19 protein-coding genes are annotated in these 22,660 nt (G+C 24.8%); 13 read left to right on the top strand and 6 right to left on the bottom strand.

Annotated features, from left to right (window positions below):
* Positions 1 to 160: 160 nt before the first annotated feature.
* On the top strand, positions 161 to 1,459 hold the full coding sequence (gene eno, locus H0H40_RS01835; RefSeq protein ID WP_185869332.1) for a phosphopyruvate hydratase: 1,299 nt from the start codon (positions 161 to 163) through the stop codon (positions 1,457 to 1,459).
* 35 nt (positions 1,460 to 1,494) lie between these two features.
* A complete protein-coding gene (locus H0H40_RS01830; RefSeq protein ID WP_185868826.1) occupies positions 1,495 to 2,754 on the top strand; it encodes an SLC13 family permease in 1,260 nt (419 codons plus the stop codon).
* Here H0H40_RS01830 and H0H40_RS01825 read toward each other — a convergent pair.
* Complete coding sequence (locus H0H40_RS01825; protein ID WP_238785676.1) at positions 2,735 to 3,247, bottom strand: hypothetical protein; 513 nt, start codon at positions 3,245 to 3,247, stop codon at positions 2,735 to 2,737. The genes H0H40_RS01830 and H0H40_RS01825 overlap by 20 nt on opposite strands.
* 1 nt (position 3,248) lies before the next feature.
* Here H0H40_RS01825 and menB point away from each other — a divergent pair, with 1 nt between their 5' ends.
* The 8 genes from menB (at position 3,249) to H0H40_RS01785 (ending at position 11,916) form a co-directional block, all read left to right on the top strand.
* Positions 3,249 to 4,073: a 1,4-dihydroxy-2-naphthoyl-CoA synthase gene (gene menB / locus H0H40_RS01820; RefSeq protein WP_185868825.1), complete on the top strand. Its 825-nt coding sequence runs from the start codon at positions 3,249 to 3,251 to the stop codon at positions 4,071 to 4,073.
* A complete protein-coding gene (menA, locus tag H0H40_RS01815; RefSeq protein ID WP_185868824.1) occupies positions 4,070 to 4,978 on the top strand; it encodes a 1,4-dihydroxy-2-naphthoate octaprenyltransferase in 909 nt (302 codons plus the stop codon). Before menB ends, menA begins: the two co-directional genes overlap by 4 nt.
* Before the next feature lie 4 nt (positions 4,979 to 4,982).
* Positions 4,983 to 5,681 carry a metal-dependent hydrolase gene (locus H0H40_RS01810; RefSeq protein WP_185868823.1) on the top strand — a complete coding sequence of 233 codons (699 nt, stop codon included), beginning with the start codon at positions 4,983 to 4,985 and terminating at the stop codon, positions 5,679 to 5,681.
* Between the two features lie 132 nt (positions 5,682 to 5,813).
* Positions 5,814 to 6,797 (top strand): enolase C-terminal domain-like protein, encoded by a 984-nt coding sequence (locus H0H40_RS01805; RefSeq protein ID WP_238785675.1) that lies wholly within the window; start codon positions 5,814 to 5,816, stop codon positions 6,795 to 6,797.
* Positions 6,760 to 7,881, top strand: a complete 1,122-nt coding sequence (locus H0H40_RS01800; protein ID WP_238785674.1) for an AMP-binding protein — start codon at positions 6,760 to 6,762, stop codon at positions 7,879 to 7,881. The genes H0H40_RS01805 and H0H40_RS01800 overlap by 38 nt, the downstream gene beginning before the upstream one ends.
* A gap of 362 nt (positions 7,882 to 8,243) precedes the next feature.
* Positions 8,244 to 9,068 (top strand): serine O-acetyltransferase, encoded by an 825-nt coding sequence (locus tag H0H40_RS01795; RefSeq protein WP_185868822.1) that lies wholly within the window; start codon positions 8,244 to 8,246, stop codon positions 9,066 to 9,068.
* A gap of 13 nt (positions 9,069 to 9,081) precedes the next feature.
* Entirely contained in the window at positions 9,082 to 9,990 is a 909-nt protein-coding gene (gene cysK / locus H0H40_RS01790) for a cysteine synthase A (protein WP_185868821.1), read from the top strand.
* A 225-nt stretch (positions 9,991 to 10,215) separates the two neighbouring features.
* Positions 10,216 to 11,916 (top strand): diflavin oxidoreductase, encoded by a 1,701-nt coding sequence (locus tag H0H40_RS01785; RefSeq protein WP_185868820.1) that lies wholly within the window; start codon positions 10,216 to 10,218, stop codon positions 11,914 to 11,916.
* A gap of 48 nt (positions 11,917 to 11,964) precedes the next feature.
* On the opposite strand, the gene H0H40_RS01780 is transcribed toward H0H40_RS01785, so the two are convergent.
* Genes H0H40_RS01780 through H0H40_RS01770 form a run of 3 tightly spaced genes read right to left on the bottom strand, consistent with a single transcriptional unit; the run spans position 11,965 to position 16,356 of the window.
* Complete coding sequence (locus H0H40_RS01780) at positions 11,965 to 12,966, bottom strand: NAD(P)-dependent oxidoreductase (RefSeq protein WP_185868819.1); 1,002 nt, start codon at positions 12,964 to 12,966, stop codon at positions 11,965 to 11,967.
* A gap of 11 nt (positions 12,967 to 12,977) precedes the next feature.
* A complete protein-coding gene (locus tag H0H40_RS01775) occupies positions 12,978 to 15,305 on the bottom strand; it encodes a transglycosylase domain-containing protein (RefSeq protein ID WP_185868818.1) in 2,328 nt (775 codons plus the stop codon).
* Between the two features lie 28 nt (positions 15,306 to 15,333).
* Complete coding sequence (locus H0H40_RS01770; protein ID WP_185868817.1) at positions 15,334 to 16,356, bottom strand: PSP1 domain-containing protein; 1,023 nt, start codon at positions 16,354 to 16,356, stop codon at positions 15,334 to 15,336.
* A gap of 61 nt (positions 16,357 to 16,417) precedes the next feature.
* On the opposite strand from H0H40_RS01770, the gene coaD reads away from it, so the two are divergent.
* Positions 16,418 to 16,906, top strand: a complete 489-nt coding sequence (gene coaD / locus H0H40_RS01765) for a pantetheine-phosphate adenylyltransferase (protein WP_185868816.1) — start codon at positions 16,418 to 16,420, stop codon at positions 16,904 to 16,906.
* 67 nt (positions 16,907 to 16,973) lie between these two features.
* Here coaD and rnr read toward each other — a convergent pair whose 3' ends face one another.
* A complete protein-coding gene (gene rnr, locus H0H40_RS01760) occupies positions 16,974 to 18,992 on the bottom strand; it encodes a ribonuclease R (RefSeq protein WP_185868815.1) in 2,019 nt (672 codons plus the stop codon).
* A 187-nt stretch (positions 18,993 to 19,179) separates the two neighbouring features.
* Here rnr and H0H40_RS01755 point away from each other — a divergent pair, with 187 nt between their 5' ends.
* Positions 19,180 to 19,998: a glycogen/starch synthase gene (locus H0H40_RS01755; RefSeq protein ID WP_185868814.1), complete on the top strand. Its 819-nt coding sequence runs from the start codon at positions 19,180 to 19,182 to the stop codon at positions 19,996 to 19,998.
* Between the two features lie 47 nt (positions 19,999 to 20,045).
* Positions 20,046 to 21,899, top strand: coding sequence for a glutamine--fructose-6-phosphate transaminase (isomerizing) (glmS, locus tag H0H40_RS01750; protein ID WP_185868813.1), 1,854 nt, complete (start codon positions 20,046 to 20,048; stop codon positions 21,897 to 21,899).
* Positions 21,900 to 21,905: 6 nt separating this feature from the next.
* On the opposite strand, the gene H0H40_RS01745 is transcribed toward glmS, so the two are convergent.
* Positions 21,906 to 22,646 (bottom strand): uroporphyrinogen-III synthase, encoded by a 741-nt coding sequence (locus H0H40_RS01745; protein ID WP_185868812.1) that lies wholly within the window; start codon positions 22,644 to 22,646, stop codon positions 21,906 to 21,908.
* Between the last annotated feature and the right edge of the window lie 14 nt (positions 22,647 to 22,660).

Below are 22,660 nucleotides of genomic sequence, written 5' to 3'. Positions count from 1 at the left end.
ACAAAAAAAATGAATGATGTAGTAGAAGAAAAACAGACAAAAAAAATAAATGATGTAGTAGAAGAAAAACAAACAAAAAAAATGAATGATGTAGTAGAAGAAAAACAGACAAAAAAAATAAATGATGTAGTAGAAGAAAAACAGACAAAAAAAATGAATGATGAGTAAAATTAAAAGTATTCATGCTAGACAGATCTTAGATTCAAGAGGAACTCCCACTATAGAAGTGGATGTAATAACGGAACAAAATATTTTAGGACGTTCATCCGTTCCATCTGGTGCTTCAAAAGGGGAAAATGAGGCTTTTGAATTGCGTGATAATGAAAAAGATTTTTTTTGTGGTAAAGGAGTATTAAAAGCTGTTTGCAATGTGAATAAGATTATATCTCCTGAATTAATAGGAAAATCTATTTTTGATCAAATTTATATTGATAAATTAATGTTAGAATTAGATGGAACAATTAATAAAAAAAGATTAGGAGCTAATGCTATTTTAGCTGTTTCATTATCAGTAGCAAAAGCCGCATCTAATGAACTAAAAATACCTCTTCGTCAATATATAGGGGGTATTTATGCAAATACACTTCCTATTCCTTTAATTAATATTGTAAATGGAGGGAGGCATTCTAATGCTCCTATAACCTTTCAAGAATTTATGATAATTCCAGTTAAAGCTAATTCCTTTTTAGAATCTCTTCAAATGGGATATAAAGTTTTTTATCAGTTAAAAGATATTTTACAAAAAAGAGGTTTATCAACAAGTGTTGGTGACGAAGGTGGATTTTCTCCTAATTTTAATGGAATAGAAGATGTTTTAGACCATATATTAGATGCTATCCATATGGCAAATTATGTTCCTTATGATCAAATAGGAATAGCTATAGATTGTGCAGCTTCTGAATTTTATAATAAAGATTATAAATATTATGACTATTCTAAATTTGATAATAAAACAGGAAATTCAAAAAAATCTAAAGAAGAACATGTTAATTATTTATCTTACTTAATTAAAAGGTATCCAATTATATCTATTGAAGATGGAATGGATCAAAATGATTGGGATGGATGGAAATTATTAACTGATGAAATAGGAACTGATATTCAGTTAGTAGGAGATGATCTTTTTGTTACTCAAACTCGTAAATTAAATGAGGGAATTGAAAAAAAAATAGCAAATTCTATTCTCATAAAAGTAAATCAAGTAGGAACTTTAACAGAAACAATTGAAACAATTAATTTAGCTAAAAAAAATAAGTACAGGAATATTATATCTCATCGTTCTGGAGAAACGGAAGACTCCTTTATATCGGATTTTACTGTTGCATTAAATATTGAACAAATTAAAACAGGTTCTATTTGTCGCTCTGAAAGAGTTTCAAAATATAATCAATTGTTACGTATTGAAGAAGAATTAGGGAAACATGCATATTATCCAATATGGAATAATAATACAGAATAAATATTTATTCATGATGAATTAAGATATAAAAATCAATGGTAATTATAATTTTTATACTTGGATATTTATTTATTACTCTCGAAAACTTATTTTCTTTAAATAAAGTAATTCCAGCAATTTTAATGGCTGTAATTTGTTGGTCCTTAATTATTTTATTTAATTTCCCTGTTTATGAATTAGTTCAAAACGGTCAACATTTAATAATCAGAAAAGATCCAAAAGATTTATTATTATATCATTTAGGAAAAGCTTCTGAAATTATTTTTTTTCTTATTGGAGCTATGTCTATCATTTCTGTGATTGAAAAATATTCAGGATTTGAAGCTTTAAAAGAGTTGTTTTATGCAAACACAAAACGTAAATTTTTATGGATACTTAGTTTAGTTTCTTTTTTATTATCTGCAATAATAGACAATTTAACAGCAACTATAGTTTTGATTTCTCTTCTTAGAAAAACAGTTCCCAATTATAAAGAACGTTTATATTATTTAGGATTAGTTATTATATCTGCCAATGCAGGAGGAGTATGGTCTCCAATTGGAGATATAACTACTACAATGTTATGGATTTCAAATAAAGTAACTACTTTTTTTCTTATAAAAAAAATACTTGTTCCATCAATACTCTGCATGTTTTTTTCTACTTTGATATCATCTTTTTTACCTATTTTCGATGGATCTTTTCAAATAAAAAAAAATGAATTATCAAGAGATAATCTAAAAAGAGGTTTTTTTATGTTAAAAATAGGATTATTTTTAATGTTACTTGTTCCTGTTTTCAAAACTATAACAGGAACACCTCCATATATGGGTATGATGTTTTCTCTTGGAATTCTTCTTTGTATAGTTAAAAATTATAAATCTAAATCAAAATCTGTTTTAGAAGATATTTTTAAAAAAATGGATTTTTCTAGTATTTTGTTTTTTCTGGGCATTTTGCTTTCAGTTTCATCTTTAGAAGCATTAGGAAAATTATATGATTTATCTCATTGGATTAATGAAACTGTTTATACATGGAAAATAACAACTTTTATATTTGGATTTATTTCTTCTATTATAGATAATGTTCCTTTAGTAGCAGCTACTATTTCTATGTTTTCTTATCCAATTAATCATGATTTATGGCATTTTATAGCTTATGTATCTGGAACAGGAGGAAGTATTTTACTTATAGGATCTGCCGCAGGAGTAGCAGCTATGGGAATGGAAAAAATAGATTTTTTTTGGTATTTGAAAAAGATTAGTTGGATAGCTTTAATTGGATATATATCTGGATTTATTTTTCTCTTGATTTAATCCATTTTTTTTGTAAAATTTCTATAAAATTTCCTCCCAGATATGAAAAAGGTAAAAAAAGTGGAAGAATTACTATTTTAAACCATAGAGGAAATGGATAAAATAATATATGAAAAAATGCTATAAAAAATAAAATAAATCCAGTTAGAATAGCATAAACTTTTTTCGCATTTTTTACAAAAAGAGCAGTAGTTATTCCTCCTAATAAAGGACTAAAAGCATAAAAAAAAATTAAAATTAAAAAAAATTCAGTAGGAGCTTCACATAAAACATCTTTCAACTTTTTGAATGGAATAGATTGTATTTTTACAAACCATTTTTTTACAAGTTTTATAGAAGATATAATTTCTATTATACTTAATATTACTCCTGTAGATACCGATAATATATTACGATACATTAAATAATAAATAACATAATAAATAATAAATAAAAGTCTTTTTTTTATTACTTTGCAAATTAAAATAAAAATAAACATTAATTTATTTTTCATTATGAATTCTACCGTAGAATGGATTCCAGTCAAAAAATATAAAGATATTTTGTTTTTATTCTGGAAAGGTATTTCTAAAATAGAAATCAATAGACCATGGTGTCACAATGCGTTTCGTGTAGAAACGGTTAATGAAATGATGGATGCTGTGGATATATGTAAAAGTAGAATGGATATAGATGTTTTGATAATAACTGGATCTGGAAGAAAATCTTTTTGCTCCGGAGGGGATCAAAAAACAAGAGGATTAGGAGGTTATTTAGGAAAAGATGGTATTCCAAGATTGAATATATTAGATTTTTATAAAAAAATAAGAGAAATACCTAAACCTGTTATAGCTATGGTTAATGGTTATGCTGTAGGAGGAGGCCATGTTTTACATGTAGTTTGTGATTTAACTATTGCATCTGAAAATGCCATTTTTAGTCAAGTAGGGCCAAAAGTAGGTTCTTTTGATGGAGGTTTTGGATGTTCTTATTTAGCTCGTCATATTGGTCAGAAAAAAACAAGAGAAATGTGGTTTTTATGTAAAAAATATACAGCAAGAGAAGCATTAGAAATGGGATTGATCAATAAAGTTGTAAGTATAGAAAAGTTAGAAGAAAAGACTATAGAATGGTGTAAAATAATACAGAAAAAAAGTTCAATGTCTTTAAGAATGATAAAACGATGTTTAAATGCAGAATTAGATGGGCAACATGGATTAATGCAATTAGCTGGAGATGCTACTTTGATGTTTTATTTAATGGAAGAATCTCAGGAAGGAAAAAAAGCTTTTTTAGAAAAAAGAGACCCTAATTTTAAAAAATTTAAAAAATTTTTATGAAATTAAAATATTGGATTGATGCATTTCGTTTTCATACTTTGCCCTTATCCTTTTCTGGAATAACTTTAAGTTTTTTTATATCTAAGTCTAGAATGGAAAATGTGAAGTTTTCTACATATATTTTATGTCTTGTTACAGGTTTATTATTGCAAATATTAGCTAACATTTCAAATGATTATGGAGATAGTGTTACAGGAGTAGATAATTTTAAAAGAATAGGTCCTAAAAGAACAGTTCAATGCGGTTTTATTTCATTTTTAGAAATGAAAATAGCTATTTTTTTATTTTCTATATTTTCTTTTTTATCAGGATTTTATTTACTTTATAAAAGTATTTCGTATAAAAATATTTTTGTCTTTTTGTTTTGTATTGCAATAATTTTTTTTTGCATTTATAGTTCTATAAAATATTCTATTGGACCTTCTCCTTATGGATATGTAATAGGAATGGGAGATTTTTTTGTTCTTATTTTTTTTGGTTTTTTTTCAGTTGGAGGAAGTTATTTTTTATATACACATAGTTTACAGATAGATATGTTTTTATTGTCATTATCTATAGGTTTATTGAATGTGGCTGTTTTAAATATTAATAATATGAGAGATATGGATAATGATTATGAGAATGGAAAGTATACTATGGCAGGATGGTTAGGAATGAAAAAAGCAAAGTTATATCATACGATATCCATATTAATTGCAGTTCTGTCAGGAGGAATTTTTATTTTTTTTAATAAAAAAAGTAATATGTACCAATGGGCTTCTTTTATTTTAGTTGTTATTTTTTTAATTTTTCATATTAAGAGAATCATTTTTTTAGAAGAAAAAAAATCATTCAATTTAGAGTTAAAAAGATTAATTTTTATTATTCTTTTATATGGATTAAGTATAGGAATTAGTAATTTATAAAAACATGAAAATAACTTTTTTCACTCATAATACATTTTTGTTAGAAGTAAATGAAAAGAATTTATTGATAGATCCCTTTTTTTCTGGAAATCCTTTTTTCAATAATAGGAATTATTTAAAATGTATTGATTTTTATTTAAAAAAAGTAGATTATATATTGCTAACTCATGCGCATTATGATCATGTATGCGATGTTGAATTTTTTTCACAAAAATTCAGTAATGTTTTAGTTATATCTAATTATGAAATTTCTAATTATTTTGAAAAAAGAGGAATAAAGACATATGGAATGAATTATGGATCTTTCATTTCTTTTCCTTTCGGAAAATTAAAATATGTTTTTTCTGCTCATTCCAGTGTTTTTTCCGATGGAACTTATGGAGGAAACCCTGGAGGATTTTTATTACATACAAATAAAGGAAATTTGTATATATCAGGTGATACATCATTAATGAATGAAATGAAGATTATTCCTATTTTTGGATCATTAAAAATTTCTATTTTACCGATAGGAGGGAGATATACAATGGATGTAGAGGAAGCTATTCTTGCATCAGATTTTTTAAAGTGTAAAAGAATATTAGGGGTCCATTATGATACTTTTGAGGAAATTAAAATAGATAAAAACGAATCTAAAAAAAAGTTTTCTGAAAAAGGAAAAGAACTGATTTTATTAAAAATGGGGGAATCTATATATGTTTAGGTCTGTTTTTAGAACTAAAAAATGAAATTATGGAAAAATTAAATTTTTTTCTAAAAAAAAAAGTTTTTTTTTAGAAAAAGAATATCTAATTCTAATAAAATATTTCATCACAATACTGTTTGGTTTATTATTTTGGAAAAAAATAATAAAGTAGGGATAGGAGAATGTAATCCAATTTTGGATAAATTCATTTTAAATAATCTTGACAAATTTAAAATGGAATTAAAAGATTGTTTAAAAAAAGTAATTTCTTTAAAAAAGACAAAAATATGTTATTACAATAAATATATTTCATATTCGTCTATTTTTTTTGGATTAGAGCAGGCTTTTTTAGGTTTAAAAAACAAATTTCATATATTATATGATTCTGAATTCACTCATGGTAAAAAAGGTATTTTTATAAATGATTTAATATGGTTGGATTTTTTCAAAAACAAAAAGAAAAACAATATAATAAAAAAAATAGAGGAAAAATTTTTTGAAGGATATTCTTTTATAAAAATGAAAATTAGTTCTAATCTTTTTGATTATCAATATTTAATATTAAAAAATATTCAAAAAAAATATCCATTTGTAAGAATACGCATAGATGCAAATGGTTGTTTCAAAAATACTAAAAAAGCCTTATATTGTTTAAATAAACTTTATGATTTAAATATCATTGATTCAGTGGAACAACCTATCCCATCTGGGAACTGGAAAGAAATGTCAAGAATATGTAAGGAATCAAAAATTCCCATTGCATTAGATGAAGAATTATATGGAATTAATAAGTTGAAAGATAAAAAAAAATTATTAAATATTATTTATCCAAAATATATAGTTTTGAAACCTAGCTTAAATAGAGGATTTTCTGGATCTAGAGAATGGATATTAGAAGCTAATAAAAGAAAAATAAAATGGTGGGTTAGTTCTTCTTTGGAAAGTAATATCGGATTGAATGCTATTACTCAATGGACTTTTATGATGGAACAAAAATATGGATGTAAAAATGAGATTGTTCATGGATTGAATACAGGAGATTTATATATCAATAATTGGAATTCCCCTTTAAAAGTTAAAAAAGGTTCTGTTTGGTATGATCCATATTTCATTTCAAATATTAAGATATTTTAATAATAAAAAAATGTGGATAGATTTTTCTTCTAAAAAAACACTGAATGATTCTTATGATTCCCTTAGTAAGGAAAATAAAAATTTTTATTGGAAGAATTCTATTTTCTCTTTTTTAAGAAATTGGTTTGATAACGAATCCTTGGTAACCATATATACTTCTGGAACGACAGGTGTTCCTAAAAAAATTTTTTTGAAAAAAAAATATATGTTTGAAAGAGCAATAAAAACAGTAGAATTCTTGAATTTAAGAGAAAAAGGATTAAAAGGTTTTTTATGTCTTTCTACAGATTTTATAGCTGCTAGAATGTTTTTAGTTCGTGCTATTATTTTTAAATGGAAAATTTATTGTGTAGAACCATCATCTAACCCATTAAAAAATGTTAAAAAATTTTTTGACATTGCATCAATGGTTCCTATGCAAGTCTTTTATAGCTTTCAATATTTAAAGTATATTAAAATTTTATTGATAGGAGGGGCTTCTATTTCCAATATTTTGGAGAAAAAATTGAAAAATATTGCAACTGTTTGTTATTCTACTTACGGAATGACAGAAACTTTAGGACATATAGCTATAAGAAAAATCAATGGATTAAATAAATCTATATTTTATAAATCATTTCATGATATTCATTTAAGTGTAGATAAAAGAGATTGTTTGAAGATATTTTCTTCATCTTGTATAAATTATTCAATACAGACAAATGATATTGTATCTATGAAAGAAAGTGATAAATTTTATTGGATCGGAAGATATGATAATGTTATTAATAGCGGAGGAATTAAAATTATTCCTGAATTGATAGAGAGGAATATAAGTTCTTTTATTCCTATTTACAAACGATTTTTTATATCTTCTATTCCAGATAAAATTTTTGGAGAAAGGATAGTATTAATTATTGAAGGAGATCCTTTTCAATTTGAACTTTCAAACATTATTTTTAGTGGAAAAAATAAATTTTATAAACCAAAAGATATTTTTTTCGTTCCTCATTTTATAGAGAACTCACTCGGAAAATTTAATAGAAAAGCTATAATGAAGGAACTTATTAAAAATAATGTAATCATAGAAAAACAAAAGAAATGAAAGAAATGTATTATATTTGTAAGAGTGATATTATGAATATCTATTTTTTTACTTTCCCTTTGAGTTAAGTAATTCGAAGGGTTTTTTATTTTATCGTGATAAAAAATGAAAAACATCAAGTGGAAAATTTTATTAAAAAAATATTGTTGATAATAATAAAGGATAAAATGATAAAAGAAACAATTTTTTTGTAGAAATAATATATATTTTTTTCTAAAAAATTCGTTTAGTTATACTTGATAAAAAGTACAAAAAGTGAAATTTTGATCTTATTTTTAGATAGGATAATCCTAAAAATTAGATATAATAAAACATTAAGATAATAATAGTTTTTCTTATATGATTAAATCAATAAAAATTAAATGTTAGACTTTGTAAGTACTGTATTTGAAAATAATAAAAAACGAGATCCTTTTCCTAGCAAGAAAAAAATTGAAGAATTTGTGGAATCTTTTTTTAATTTTTTATTTACTCCTGATCGGTATGTTTTACAAAATATATCTTCATTTCAAGATAGGTACAATGAATTAAAATATTTTTTGTATGAAATATTTCTTGAATTAAATATTGATAAAAAAAATTCCGAATGCTTTTCTAGAAAATTTTTTAAAGAAGTTCCCAATATTTATCAAACATTAATAATAGATGCTAATGCTATATTAGAATCAGACCCTGCTGCAACTGTTGTAGAAGAAATTTTTCTTTCTTATCCTGGTTTTTTTTCTACTGTATTATACAGAATAGCTCATCAATTATGGATTCAAAATATTCCAATTATCCCAAGATTGATTACGGAATATGCACATAGTAAAACAGGAGTGGATATTCATGCTTCTGCAAGAATAGGAAAATCTTTTGCAATTGATCATGGAACGGGAATAGTTATAGGTTCCAGTACAAAAATAGGAAATGAAGTAAAAATATATCAAGGAGTTACTTTAGGTGCTATTTATGTAGATAAAAAATTATCTAATCAAAAACGTCATCCTACTATAGAAGACAAAGTAACTATATATTCTGGAGCTACTATTTTAGGAGGAAAAACTATAGTAGGTCATGATAGTGTTATAGGAGGAAATGTTTGGTTAACTCAAAGTATTCCACCTTTTTCCATAGTATATCAAAAAAATGAAGTAAGAATGAGAAATAATAGTCCTTTTCCTGATCCTATTAATTTTATGATATAAAAAAAAATAAGAAATGAAATTTGATAGTATTTTAAACACTATTGGAAATACACCTCATGTTCATCTTCATAGGTTGTTTCCAAATCATCAAGTTTGGATAAAATTGGAAAGGACTAATCCAGGGGGAAGTATCAAAGACAGAATAGCTCTATCTATGATAGAAGATGCTGAAAAAAAGAAAATAATCTGTAAAGGAGATGTAATAATAGAACCTACTTCTGGAAATACAGGAATAGGATTAGCTATGGTTTGTGCAGTGAAGGGTTATCGTTTGATATTAGTTATGCCAAAGTCTATGAGTATTGAAAGGAGAAAGTTATTTTCTATTTTTGGAGCAGAATTTGTTTTAACTTCAAGAGAAAAAGGAATGAAAGGTGCTATTCAAAAGGCAGAAGAACTTGTTTCTTCTATTCCTAATTCATGGATGCCTAAACAATTTGATAACGTATCCAATGTTAATATTCACATGACTACGACTGCAAGAGAAATTATAAATTCTTTTCCTGAAGGAATAGATTATTTTATTACTGGAGTTGGAACTGGAGGACATATAACCGGAATAGGAGATGTTTTAAAAAATAAATTTAAAAATATAAAAATTTTTTCTGTAGAACCAGTAGAATCTCCAGTCATATTTGGTGGAGATCCAAATCCTCATTCTTTACAAGGTTTAGGTGCAGGTTTTATTCCTTCTATTTTAAATGTGAAAATACTAGATGGTACTTTTTTAGTTTCTAAAGAAGATGCATTTATTTATGTTCGTAAAATAGCAAAAAAAGAAGGAATTCTTGTTGGAATCTCTACGGGAGCAGTTTTATCAGCTATAGATAAACAATTATCAAAGTTTTCGGAAAAATCTGTAATATTAACATTTAATTATGATACTGGAGAAAGATATCTTTCAGTTGAAAATCTTTTTTGAAAAAAGTAAACCTTTATATGTATATATGTATATGTAGAAACATATTACGTTCTATTACTCTTCATGAAGAGTAACTTCATTGATTTCAATAAAAACGTATAAAAAATTAAAATATTTTTGCTTTATACGTATAAAGATGTAATGAACAGTAGGTTTAATTACCATTTGATGCATATTTATGCATAATTATAATGATTTTTATTTTTCTATAAATGTAAAAATAAAATGTTATCTGAATCAAATAAAAAAACATTGATTAAATTAATCAAAGAATCTTCTCAAGAAGAGATTATATGGATTTGTGGATATATATCCGGATTATTATGTCCTGATTCTGTAGAATATTCTTTTGATTTTATCAAAAAAAAAGAATTAGAAAAAAACATTACATTAGTTTATGGAACAGAAACAGGAAATTCTAGAAATTTAGCTTTTGATATTTATCAAAAGCTAAAACTTAAAGGATTGAATATAAGTTCAGTAGATTTAAATTTGTATCCTTTGCAAAATCTTGAAAAAGAAGATTATTTATTCATAATAATTAGTACATATGGGGAAGGAGAACCTCCTTCTTCTGCAAAAAATTTTTTTGATTTTATTCATAAGAAAGGTGTTCTCTTAAAGAAGTTGAAATATGGTGTATTAGCTTTAGGAGATAGATCTTATCCATTTTTTTGTAAGGCTGGAGTAGATGTAGATAAACGTTTACATGATATGGGAGGAGTTAGAATCATTTCATTACATAAATGTGATGTTGATTACGAGGAAGAGGCAAATAAATGGTATTTGAAAATTTTAAATTTTTTCCAGAAAGGAGAATTTGAAAAAAAAAATGAAAGAACAATAATATATGGAAAGATTTCTAATAATATATCATTAAGTAATAAAAAAAAAGGATCTAATAAAGAAATTCGTCATATTGAAATTTTTGTACAAAATGATATTAAATATTTTCCTGGTGATTCTGTAGGAATATTCCCTGAAAATTCTTCAGAAGAAGTTGATTCTATAATGGAATTTTTATTGGAAAATGAAGATATAAGATACGAATTAAAAGAAGAAAAATATAAACAGAAAATATTGAATCTTTTTAAAAAAAAATTTAATATTTTCTGTTTATCAGACAATTTTCTAAAAAAATATTTTTCTTTATCTGAAAGAAAAGATATTTTTATTAATCGTAATCATGATAATAATAATAAATGGAGACTTATTGATCTTCTAAAAGAATTTCCTTTCAAAAAAGAGTTTTCCCTAAAAAATTTAATGGAAATAATGGAACCAATAAAACCAAGATTATATTCTATATCTTCTTCTCCTAAAGTTCATCATAATGAAATACATATTACTGTATCTCGTCATTCTTTTCAATTAAATGGAAAAAATGTGTTTGGTCATTGTTCTGATTTTTTATCTAAATTAAAAAAAGGAGATAGATTATACTTTTTTATTCATAAAAACCGATTCTTTAGGTTACCAAAAAATTATGATAAAGATATAATTCTTATTGGACCTGGAACTGGAATAGCTCCTTTTCGTTCTTTTTTATATGAAAGAGAATATATTGGAGGAAAAGGAAAAAATTGGTTATTTTTTGGAGGTCAACATATTGATACAGACTTTTTATATCAAAAAGAAATTCAAAATTGGGAAAAAAAAAGGATTATTCATTGCGTAAGTCTTTCTTTTTCAAGAGATCAAAATAAAAAAATATATGTGCAAGATAAAATATGGGAAAATAGAAAAGAATTTTTTTCATGGATAAAAAATGGAGCATATGTTTATATTTGTGGTAAAAAAAATCCTATGAGTATAGATGTTGAAAAAATGATCTATAATGTAATAGATAAAGTAGGAGGATATGATCCGGTATTTTTTATAAAAAAAATGAAAAAAGAAGGAAGATACTTAAAAGATGTATATTAGAAAATATAGAAAAATTTATAAAATTCAATTAGAAAATCAAGTTAGAATTTAATTATCAGAATCTGAATCATTCAAATTTTGCATAATTTTTTTAGAATTTAGTTGTTGGTTTAACAAAATAATTTTTTCTATAATTATCTCATCCATTTTAGATTTAGATTCTTTTGTCCATCCAGCAATATGTGGAGTAAGTATAACTTTTTCAGAATAAATAAGATCAAAGAAAGTTTTGGACTGTTTATTATTTTGATTATAATGAAAAATATTTTCATATAATAAATTTTCATATTCTAACACATCTAAACATGCTGCATATATTTTTCCATTTTTTAATGCTTTAACTAAATGATTTGTAATAACGCATTCACCACGAGATGTATTTATAAAATAAAAAGGTTTATAAAATTTTTGTATAAAATTATAATTAATCATTCCTTTTGTTTTTTTTGTATAAGGAACATGTAAACTAATTACATCTGATTTTTGAAAAATTGTACTCATGTCAACTTGATTTGCATAAATATCTCCTACATTAGGTAATGTATCATAACATAATATACTGGTATCAAATCCAGAAAGTTTTTTTGCCAAAGATTTTCCAGTATTTCCATATCCAATAATTCCTATTGTTTTCTTCATAATTTCCATTCCTCTATTATTTTCTCTATTCCATATTCCTTTTTTAATTTGTTGATTAGAGACAATAATATGGTTCATAGCACATAAAAGCATTCCTATTGCATGTTCCGCTACAGAATCTTTATTTCCTTCTGGAGAAGAAATTAAAGTTATTCCTCTTTTGAAAGCGTAATACTTATCTATATTTTCTATTCCAGATCCAATTCTAGCTATAAATTTTAGATTGATAGCTTTTTTAATAAATTCATTATCTATTTTTAATCTGCTTCTCAAAATAATTCCGTCATATAGGGAAAGATTAATTTTATCTGTTGAATCATAGTAATTTTCATCACAAATAAATCCTTTTTTTTTTAGTTTTTGTATAATAAAAGAACAATTCTTTTCTAAAATTAATATTCTCTTAATCATAAAAATTAATATTATTTGTTATAATCTGTATTTTTATTATAGTTATTTAAATTATTATTAATATCTTCTACAGTTTCTTTCTCTTTTTTATCTTCTTTTTCTTCCTCTTTTTCTTCTTTTTCATCATTTACAATAACATTTTTCTCTTTAAAAAAATGTTGTTTTTCACATTGATCCCAATAATTTTGATAATTTTTAGATTTATGAAAAAATAATTTATCATGATAAATTTTATTCATATGTTTATATAAGCTTTTCATATAATAGGCCCATATAGGTAAAGCCATATTTGCTCCTTGTCCTAATTTTATATTATCAAAATGGGAAAATCTATCTTCCCAACCAACCCAAACTCCAGTTGTTAAATTTGGTACCATGCCAATGAACCATCCATCTGAATTTTCATTAGTTGTTCCTGTTTTTCCTGCTACTTCTCCTATAAAATTATATTTTTTTAATCTTTTTGCTGTTCCATATTGAACTACCCCTTGCATTATTTTTAACATAATATATGCTACTTCTTCGCTAAGAACTTGTCTTTTACTAATATCTACATTATCTATTATTAAATTTCCATTTTCGTCCTTTATTTTCAATAAAATGCTAGGTCTAACATAAAATCCATAATTAGTAAATGTGTTAAATGCTCCTGTCATTTCATATAATGTTAAATCAGCGGAACCAAGTGCTATAGATGGATGTTTAGGTATTATAGATTCTATTCCCATTTTTTTTGCTAAATCAATTACAGGACCTGGAGTGATTTGTGATATTAAACGAGCTGATATCGTATTAACAGATAGAGCTAATCCATCTTTTAATGTAAGAAATCCTCCATACTTTCCATTGGAGTTTCTAGGATTCCATTTTCCTAAACGAAATTTTTCATTTGAAATTTTTGTACAAGGATTATAATGCAATTTATTAATAGCAGTCGCGTATAAAATAGGTTTAAAAATAGAACCAACTTGACGTTGTGTTTGTGCTACATGATCATATTGAAAATAATTAAAATCTATACCTCCTACCCATGCTTTTATAAATCCAGTACATGGTTCAATAGACAGTAATCCTGCTTGAATAATACTTTTTTGATAACGAAGAAAATTCCACGGGGATATTAGTACTTTTTTAGGCCCATTCCAAGTAAATAATTTTATTAATTGAGGTTCCTTAAATATTTTTATAATTTTGTCTTCTGTTAGTCCTTTTTGTTTTAAATCTTGATAAAGAGAAGTTCTATGCATTGCAGATATTAATATTCTCTTTGTTTTCTTTTGAGAAATATTTAAAAATGGAAAATTTTTATTTCTTCTTTGAAAATGATTAAACAAAATTTGTAACTTACTAAGATGTTTTTTTACTGATTTTTCTGCATAATCCTGCATTTTTACATCAATAGATGTGTATATTTTTAATCCGCTAGAATAAAGATTCAATTTTTGTCCAGTTTTATTTTCATGTTCATTTAAAGCTTCCTGAATTTCCTTTTTTAAAAATTCTCCATAATAAGTAAGTAATTCAAAATCTTTTTTTTGTATTTTAAAATTAATTTTTACAGGTTTTTCTAATTCTTTTTTATATCTATATGCATTTAAAAAATTATATTTTTTCATTTGAAACAAAACTAAATTTCTTTGTTTTTTTGCTCTTTTAGGATAATTTTTAGGATTGTATAAGGATGGATTCTCTAACATTCCAACCAATGTTGCACTTTCTCCTAAATTGAGTTCAGAAACTTTTTTATTGAAATACGTATGAGCTGCCGTTTCTATTCCTTTTGCATTATATAAAAAATCAAATTTATTATAATACATTGTAATAATTTCTTCTTTTGTATAACGTTTTTCCAACTCTATAGCCATAACCCATTCTAAAAGTTTTTGATGAATTCTTTGTAATTTATTTTTTGCAGATTGTCTTGTAAAAAGAAGTTTTGCTAATTGTTGAGATATAGTACTACCACCTCCTCTTTTTCCTAGAGAAAGAATTGCTCTAAGAAGAGATTTAGCATCTATTCCAGAGTGATATTGAAAACGAATATCTTCTTTTGCTAGTAAAGCATTAACAAGATTTTTTGGAAGTTGTTTATAAGTAATTATAGTCCTATTTTCGGAAAAAAATTTCCCTAAGAGTATTCCATTAGAATCATATACTTCTGATCCTACTTCCATAGTAGGGTTTTCTATATCATTAGTACTAGGCAAATTTCCTAAATAACCTTTAGAAGCTGCATAAAAAATTGCGAATATAGCACTTATTCCTATAAAAAATAAAAACCAAAAACAAAAAATGAGTATACGAAAATAATAATTTACTTTTGTACTTTTTTTATACACGCAAAAAAATCGTTTTTATTAGCATATATTATATAGAAAAATCTTTAAATGTTAATTCTGTTTTTTTTATAGTATTAATTGTTGACAATTCTTCTAGAGGAGGTGCTATTTGATTTTTTTCTAAGATTTTTTTAATTTTTTTTACTTCTATTCCATACCAAGTATTTGGATTCTTAATGTAAGAAAACCACATTTTTTTTTTAAAAACATCAATTTTCATACATTGAGCAATTCCTTTTTCTGTATGAATTTTTTTGTTAAAATCTGGAAAATCTTTTATAGAATCTAAATAGGCATCTAATTCGTAATTAAGGCAACATTTTAATTTACTACATTGCCCAGTTAATTTTTGAATGTTAATAGAAAGTTGTTGATATCTTGCAGAATTAGTAGAGACACTTTGAAAATTTTTTAACCAAGTGGAACAACAAAGCTCTCTACCACAAGAACCTATTCCCCCAATTTTTCCTGCTTCTTGTCGGTATCCTATCTGACGCATTTCTATACGAGTGTGAAATTGAATAGCTAATTCTTGAATTAATTTTCTAAAATCCACTCTATTTTCAGCTGTGTAATAAAAGGTAGCTTTTTCCCCATCTCCCTGATATTCAACATCACAAATTTTCATAGAAAGGTTTAAATGATTTGAAATTTTTTTAGCCTTTAAAAGAGTTGAAGATTCTTTGTTTCTAAAAAATTTCCAAATACGTATTTCTTTATATGTTGATTTTCTATATATCTTTTTTAAGGTCTCTACATTTATATTTCTTGTTTGTAATTTGGCCAATTCTCCAGTTAAAATTACTGTACCTATATCATATCCTTTTCCCGATTGAGTCTCTACAGAAACAATGTCTCCTTGTAATGGAGACGTTATTTCTGTAGAAATAAAAAATTCTTTTCTATTATTTTTAAATTGCACTTCCACAACATCATTATTTTGATCTCCAAAAGGAGATTTTATATTGGATAACCAATCCAATACATTCAGTTTTTTGTAGCATTTTTTTTTACATTTATTTTTTAAACAATTAGAACATGATTTGTTCATTATCCTAATAACTTTTATTTAACATAAATTATACATAAATATATATGATATAAAAATTTTTATGAATAAAAACGAAAAAATAGCTGTATTTCCTGGATCTTTTGATCCCATTACTTTAGGACATTTCGATATTGTTATTAGATCTTTGAATTTGTTTGATAAAATTATCATAGCTGTTGGAAAAAATTTTAGAAAAAAAAATATGTTTTCTCTTCAAAAAAGAAAAGAATGGATTAGAAAAACTTTTGTTGACTTCATTTACAAACATAAAATAGAAATAGATTCATTTAATGGATTAGTTATTTCTTTTTGCAGAAAAAAAAAAGCAAAATTTTTGTTAAGAGGTATTAGAAATCAATTTGATTTTGAATTCGAAAAAAATATATTATTCACTAATAATAAATTAAATAAAAAAAATTTTATTGAAACTGTTTATTTTATTTCTTCTTATGATAAGTCTCATATTTGTTCTTATCTTGTAAGAGATATTATGAAAAATGGTGGAGATTATACTATGTTTGTTCCTTCTTCTGTAAGAATAGAAGAATAATAGAAAAGAGTAAAGAATATCTCAAATTAATAATAAAACTTTTTAGTTTTAGTTCTAAATCAAAAAATTATTTTTTAGTATTTTCTTGTTTATCCAATTCGTCAATCCAACTAAGAATAATTTGTTTTCTTTCCAGATTAACATCTATTAATTTAACTTTTACTTTATCCCCTAAGTGATAAATTTTTCTTTTTTTTTTTCCAATTATACTATAATTATTTGAATCTAGAACATAATAATCTTCTTTAATATCACGTAATCGTACCATTCCTTCTGTTTGAAATAACAGTAAATCGATATAAACACTCCAACCAGTGAATCCTGTAATAATACCATAAAATTCTTCTCCTAGAAATTTTTTGATATACTTTACTTGAATATATTTCAGAAAATCTCTTTCCGCATCTATAGCCAATCGTTCTTTATAACTGCAATGTTCAGATTGTTTTTCATAAAATTCCATTGTTTTTAGTTTATACGTTTTTTCATTAGTTTTATTAAAACTATTATTTACTTTTTTCAAGTAATAAGATAATAAACGATGGGCTATTATATCTGAATATCTCCTTATAGGAGAAGTAAAATGAGTATAATGAAAAAAAGATAATCCATAATGTCCTATGTTTTTTGTAGAGTATCTAGCTTTGCTCATAGCACGAAGAATTAAATTTTCAATCATATTTTGTTCTGGTTTCCCTTTAATTTTTTTCAATAAGCAATTAATAGAGGTTTTTAACCTATTAAAATCTAAAAAGTAACCTAAAGGTTCTATAATTTTTTTTAGCAAAAAAATTTTCTGAAAATCAGGTTTATCATGAATTCTGTATATAAAAAGTTTATTAGAAGGGGTTTCGTTAAAATTTAAACTAACAAACTCTGAAATTTTCCTATTGGCCAATAACATAAATTCTTCTATTAACCGGTGAGCGTCGTTGTTCTTTTTTAAATCTAGAGATATTGGATTTTTTTTCTCGTCTAAATGAAACTTAACCTCAATCTTTTCAAGATATATAGATCCATTTTTTAATCTTTTTTTTGTTAATATTTTAGAAAATAGGAATAAATTATAAATTTCTTCATGAAAATCTCCTTTTTTTTTATCTATGATTTCTTGTATTTCTTCATATGTAAATCTTCTATTAGATTGTATAATTGTTTTACCAAACCAATTTTTTAATATTTTTCCTTTATTGTCTATGTTAAAAATATAGGAAAAACTTAATCTATCTTTTTTTGGTTGTAGGGAACAAAGATCATTTGATAATATTTTTGGAAGCATCGGAATAACTTTTCCTATAAAATAAATAGATGTAGCACGTGAATATGCTTCTTGATCTATAAAACTTCCTTCTTCTATATAATGAGAAACATCAGAAATATGGACTCCTATTTCCCAGGTTTCATTATTTAATTTTCTAATTGATAATGCATCATCAAAATCTTTTGCGTTAAAAGGATCTATAGTAAAAGTATTGATATTACGCATATCTCTTCTTATTTCACTATTTATATCATAAATTTCTTTTGAATGAATTTTTTTAGCTTCTTCTTCTACTTCCTTTGGGAATTCGTAAGTAATTTTATATTCTTCTAATAATGAAAAAATTTCAGTTTTATATTCTCCAGATTTTCCAAATACTTTTATAATTTTTCCTAAAGGATTTTTTAATTTTTTGGGCCATGATATGATTTCAACTAATACTTTATCGTTGTGGTTATATTTATTAAAATTATCTATTGGAATAAATATGTCTACATGAATGCTATTATTGTTTACTATAACTAATCCATACTTGGAATTATATTGGAAATTCATTTTTAATATTCCAATAAAATTTTTTGTTTTTCTTTTGATAACTTTTAATACTTCTCCTTCTATTTTTATTCCTTTTCTATTTTTTTTGTTGAAAATTATTTTTACTAAATCTCCTTCTAAAGACCGGTTTGTTTTATTTTTTGGAATAAAAACATCTTTTTGAAATCCTTTAATATTTACAAAAGCAAATCCATGAATAGTTATATTAATATAACCTATTGCAAAATTATCATTGTAATGTTTTTTTTTTATTTTTTTTTCTGATTTCATGATAATAAAACATATCTATTTATTATTATTTCATTGACATTGTAAAAATGTACTACAATCTACAAGATTTTATCTAAAAAAACCGTTTTTCATTTTATTATTAAATTTAGGCATTGGATTTTATTTATTATATTTGCAATTATCCGTTTTTTTACTTTAAATAAAAATAAAAATAACTTTTTTTAAGATGAAAAGTAAACGTATATTATATGTTTCTTCAGACTTATTTCCTTTTTCATCAGAGAATCCGATATCTTTATCCGTTTTAAGAGCTACTAAGTTTATGCAATCAATAGGAAACGATGTCCGCATTTTTATGCCTCGTTTTGGAGTAATCAATGAAAGAAGACATCAATTACATGAAGTAATTCGTTTGTCAGGAATGAATTTACTCATAAACGATATAGATCAACCATTATTGATAAAAGTAGCATCTATTCCTGATGCTAGATTACAAGTTTATTTTATAGATAATGAAGAATATTTTAAAAGAAAAGCTATATATGAAGATGAGAATGGAATTTTTTTTCAGGATAATGATGAAAGAGCTTTATTTTTTACAAAAGGAGTTTTGGAAACTGTCAAAAGGTTAAATTGGAAACCTGATATTATCCATATATATGGATGGATTAGTTCTTTTATTCCTTTATATATTAAAAATTTTTATAAAAATGATCCTGTATATCAAAATGTAAAAATAGTTTCATCTATTTACAATAAACCTTTTCAAGGTTGTCTCAATAAAGAAATTATAAAAAAAATTAAACTTGATGGTATAAAACCTAGAAAATTAAAATTGTTGGAAACTCCGGATTATTTTAATTTGATAAAATTTTGTATGTATTTTTCGGATGCTATAATAAAAGGAGATCTTACCTTTCCTCAGGAAATAGAAGATTATATAAAAATAAAAAAATTGTTAGTATTAAAATATTATCCTGTAGAAAAAATAGAAAAGGTTTATCAACAATTTTATAAAGAAACTGTTTTAGAAGAAATAAATTAATTATTCATAATAACAAAAATAGAAAATTTCTAATTTTATCAGTTAGAATGTGTGGTATAATTGGTTATTTAGGTTATAGAGAAGCTTATCCTATTCTAATTAATGGATTGAAAAAATTGGAATATAGGGGATATGATAGTTCTGGAATTGCTATTTTTTATAAAAATGGATATAGTTTGTGCAAAACAAAAGGAAGAGTTTACGAATTAGAAAGAAAAATATATTATGATAAGGTAAAAATAAGTGGAACTACTGGAATAGGTCATACAAGATGGGCAACACATGGGGTTCCAAATGATATCAATGCTCACCCTCACGTTTCTAATTCTAATGATCTTATCATGATTCATAATGGAATTATAGAAAATTATCATGCAATTAAAATTATTTTATCAAAGAATGGTTTTACTTTTAAAAGTAAAACCGATACAGAGGTTCTTATTAATTTTATTGAATTTCTTAGAAAAGAGAATAAATTTTCTTTAGAAGAAGCTGTAAGAATTTCTCTCAATGAAATAGTAGGAGCTTATTCTATTGCCGTCGTGGATAAATATTATCCTGATAAAATTATTATTGCAAAATTGGGAAGTCCTCTTGCATTAGGAATTAATGAAAAAGAATTTTTCATTGCATCTGATCCCATTCCTTTTGTAGATTATACAAATAATGCTCTTTATTTAAAAGATGGAGAAATGGCTATTCTTAAAAAAGGAAAAGAATTAGATTTGAGAAAAATTGTAGATAATCATAAACTCCATCCAATTATTAAAAAACTTAAAATAAATTTAAAACAAATAGAAAAAGGAAAGTATAAGTATTTTATGTTAAAAGAAATACATGAACAACCAAAAACAATTTTAGATACACTACGTGGTCGATTGTTAATTTCAGAATGTGGTATGATTTATATTGACGGAATTGAATCTAATAAAGATATTTTTATTAATGCTAAATGCATAACTATAGTAGCATGTGGAACTTCATGGCATGCTAGTTTAATTGGAGAATATTTATTAGAAGAATTTGCTCGTATTCCAGTAGAAGTAGAATATGCTTCAGAATTTAGATATAGAAATCCTATTATAGGTAAAAAAAATGTAATTATTGTGATTTCTCAATCAGGAGAGACGGCAGATACTTTATCTGCTTTAAAATTAGCAAAAAAAAAAGGAGCATTTGTTTTTGGTATTTGTAATGTTGTAGGCTCATCTATAGCAAGAATTGTAGATGCAGGAGCTTATACTCACGCAGGTCCTGAGATAGGAGTAGCGTCTACAAAATCTTTTACTGCTCAAATTACAGTTCTTGTTTTATTAGCTTTAAAAATAGGAAAATATAGATCTACTATAAATGATTATCGTTACAAATGTTTATGCCAAGAGCTTAGGTCCATTCCAGAAAAAATAGATCATGTATTGAAAACAGATAATTCTATAAGAGAAATTTCAAAAATTTATCACAATGTAAATAATTTTCTTTATTTAGGTAGAGGAATTAATTTTCCAGTTGCTTTAGAAGGAGCTTTAAAACTAAAAGAAATATCTTATATTCATGCAGAAGGTTATCCTGCAGCAGAGATGAAACATGGACCTATTGCCTTAATTGATGAAAATATGCCAGTGGTTATTATCGCTATAAAAAAAGGATTTTATGATAAAATAGTAGGAAATATTCAAGAAATTAAAGCTAGAAAAGGTAAAGTAATCGCCATAGTTAATGAAGGAGATATTCAAGTTAGTATGTTAGCAGATCACGTTATAAAAATTCCATATCTTTCGGAAGAACTTAGTCCTTTAGTTACTGTCATTCCTCTTCAATTGTTAGCTTATCAAATTGCTTGTATACGGGGAGAAAATGTGGATCAACCAAGAAATTTAGCTAAGTCTGTTACAGTAGAATAGTGCTATTTATTTTTTTGTGTTTATATATTTCTCTAATGCCATAGACATAGAAGGAAATTCTGGAGTTGGAACTTTGATATCTATTTTTAGACCCGCTTGACAAGCTGCATACAAAGTATTTTTACCGAAAGTGGCAATTTTTATATTTTTTTGATTAAAATTAGGAAAATTCTCAAACAGAGATCTAATCTCTGCTGGACTAAAAAATACTAAAATATCATAACATATATGTTTTAAATCAGACAAATCGCTATAAGCAGTTTTATATAAAATAGCTCTTTTCCAAAAAATATTTAGTTTGTTTAACATGTTTGGGATTTCCTTTTTTAAAATATCTGAAGAAGGTAAAAGAAATTTTTCTTTTGTATTTTTTTTTATATAAGGTATAATATCTTTAAATGATTTATTTCCAATACAAATTTTTCTTTTTCTATAAACAATATACTTTTGCAAATAAAAAGCAATTGTTTTTGTTTGACAAACGTATTTCATAGTAGGTGGAACTTTAAAACGCATAGACTTAGAAAGTCTAAAATAATGATCTACAGATTTTTTGCTTATAAAAAGAACTACGGTAAAATTAGAAAAATTTATTTTCTGTTTTCTTACATCACTAGGCGATGCACCTTTTATTTCTATAAAAGATCTAAAATCAATGTTGATATTTTTATTTTTACAAAGTTTTAAATATGGAGAATCATAGCCTCCTGTTAAAGGTTGTGAAATAAGAATATTATTTATCTTCATATCTTATTTGTGAT

Origin of the sequence: Blattabacterium cuenoti, assembly GCF_014252295.1 — a bacterium.
GTDB lineage: Bacteria > Bacteroidota > Bacteroidia > Flavobacteriales > Blattabacteriaceae > Blattabacterium > Blattabacterium cuenoti_V.
The sequence above is the reverse complement of the archived record's forward strand: the minus strand, read 5'-3'. Positions and strand labels throughout refer to the sequence as shown.